Source organism: uncultured Clostridium sp., from assembly GCF_937920395.1.
GTDB lineage: Bacteria > Bacillota > Clostridia > Clostridiales > Clostridiaceae > Clostridium_AD.
On the sequence record NZ_CALEVF010000378.1, the window covers coordinates 1 to 2,060 of the forward strand.

4 protein-coding genes are annotated in these 2,060 nt (G+C 30.1%); all 4 read right to left on the bottom strand.

Features of this window, described 5'->3' with window-relative positions:
* Positions 1-66: 66 nt before the first annotated feature.
* Positions 67-453 carry a dienelactone hydrolase family protein gene (locus Q0649_RS22120; RefSeq protein WP_367179441.1) on the bottom strand — a complete coding sequence of 129 codons (387 nt, stop codon included), beginning with the start codon at positions 451-453 and terminating at the stop codon, positions 67-69.
* Positions 447-635: a hypothetical protein gene (locus Q0649_RS22125; protein WP_298847020.1), complete on the bottom strand. Its 189-nt coding sequence runs from the start codon at positions 633-635 to the stop codon at positions 447-449. Before Q0649_RS22125 ends, Q0649_RS22120 begins: the two co-directional genes overlap by 7 nt.
* A gap of 349 nt (positions 636-984) precedes the next feature.
* Positions 985-1,176: a hypothetical protein gene (locus tag Q0649_RS22130; protein WP_298847022.1), complete on the bottom strand. Its 192-nt coding sequence runs from the start codon at positions 1,174-1,176 to the stop codon at positions 985-987.
* A gap of 307 nt (positions 1,177-1,483) precedes the next feature.
* The gene (locus Q0649_RS22135; protein WP_298847025.1) at positions 1,484-1,645 is read right to left on the bottom strand and encodes a hypothetical protein; all 162 of its coding nucleotides are present in this window, start codon (positions 1,643-1,645) and stop codon (positions 1,484-1,486) included.
* Positions 1,646-2,060 lie beyond the last annotated feature (415 nt).

Consider the following 2,060-nt stretch of genomic DNA (forward strand, 5'->3'; position numbering starts at 1 on the left):
AAAGTGAATTCCTCGGAATTCACTTTTGTATTTATAAAAGAAAAAAGAGCCATCTTACAATAGAAATTATTTTCTATTGTGAGACAGCCCCTTATCTTTTTTTCGCTGCAATAACCATGTATACAGTTCTGGATTATTATAAGTTTCTGTCCATGAATCATGGTACGCATCTGGATACACAGTGTATTTTACTGATCCCTCATTAGCTACTATCGCATTAACTATATTTTTACTTTCAGACAAAGAAACTACATCATCATTTGCACCATGAAAAGCCCAAACTGGCATCTTGTTTAACGCCCCAGCATACCATGCCATACCTCCACCACAAATAGGAGCTATTGCTGCAAACTTATCCGGACATGCCATTGAAAGTGCCCATGTACCATATCCACCCATACTTATACCTGTAAGATAAGTTTTGGATTCATCTACATTATAAGCTTTTATGATTTCCTCAAGAAATGCCTTAGGCTTTCAATACAAAATAACCAGGCGGTATTATCTGGGCATAGAGGAGAAACTGTTATAAATGGAAAGTCCTCTTTTTCCTCTAAGATTTTAGGTAATCCATTTATTTTAATATTGTCAATACTTCCACCTCTTTCTCCAGCACCATGAAGAAATAATATCAAAGGCCACTTTTCATCTTTTTTACTTTTATAATCCTTAGGTAATTATAAAAGGTATTTAAAGTTTAATTGTTTTGTAACTTCAGTGTTAATTAAGCACTCATATTGATTCATTATTAAACTCCTTTAAAATATTAATTTATTTTTTGTTTATCTTATAATTTATTGAATCATCCACTCTTAGATATAAATATTTTTTTCTATATTCTGCAGTAAATATTCATGTTTGAATCTTGAACATATAACTGAAATAAGGTAAATTAGTAAACGTTTATAATAGTAAATAATGTTATGTTGATTTATTTACCATGTCCAATCCCCTTCATTCTTTAATATTCTATAAGTAGTTGAATTATAATCTAAAAATAGCAATAGAATGCTTTGAGAACCTATAAGAAAAGTCTTTCCCTTTAATGTTAAAATCCTTTTGCCTAGGCACCATTAGCTTCTGAGCTTCAAAACTATTCTCATCGTAAGGATTGTAACTGGACATCTCAAAAATAGTTCCTGTTAAAACGCCATTATCAGTTCCTTTTAATACCAATTGAGCCGTTACGAATTTTTCTTGTACATTAACTACATTAATAATAATATAATATCACCTGTATAATTTTCCATGCTAGCTTAGTAATAATGTGGTTCTATTACCGGTAGTTTATCTTCAGTTCATTGATTATTTTCTCATCAATAAAGGTACGAATATTTCTTCCGCAAACCTCTAACTTAAGCTTGTATTCCCTACCCGTAACTACAGCAAATAGACTTTGTGTCAAACAATAGTTGTACTATTTACACTAGCACACACAGCAGAGTCTTGATTCTGATAACCTCCAACCTCCCAAACTAAATGATTATCTTTTGCTTTCACATTCAAATGATCTATTTTGAATCAGTTCTGAATAAAGTCCACCGTCAGCCGCATGACTTAAATCTTCGAAAAATATACCAAATAAATCACCAAGTGGTAAGCCTTTTTCTTTTATATCTACATTTAATACTATTTGGGGATTCATTGGCTAACTCAGCCCATCGTATAATGTAATTGTAATCATTAATAATAAATAAGTCATAATAACTACGAATGTTATAACTAATCTCTTATCTAATAGTTGCAACCCATATTTTATTTATTTCTATCTAAATTCTGAATATTGTCAAATGTCAATATTGGATACTTCAAACTATTTCAGGTTGAACTTTAAGAAACTTGTTTTAAAAATTTATAATACAATTCTCTTAATTTTCCTTTGTTCTTATTCATAAAAATGCTTTTTCCAAATCACCGGACCTATAACCAATATTTTTTTTGTGAATATATTGGTTTAATGGCTCGTTTCATATTGTTAGACTTTCTATTCCTTTTGTAAAGAAAATATTTTCGAATATACCAAGATGTACTAAATGCTAATCGTATGAACCCGTTAATAT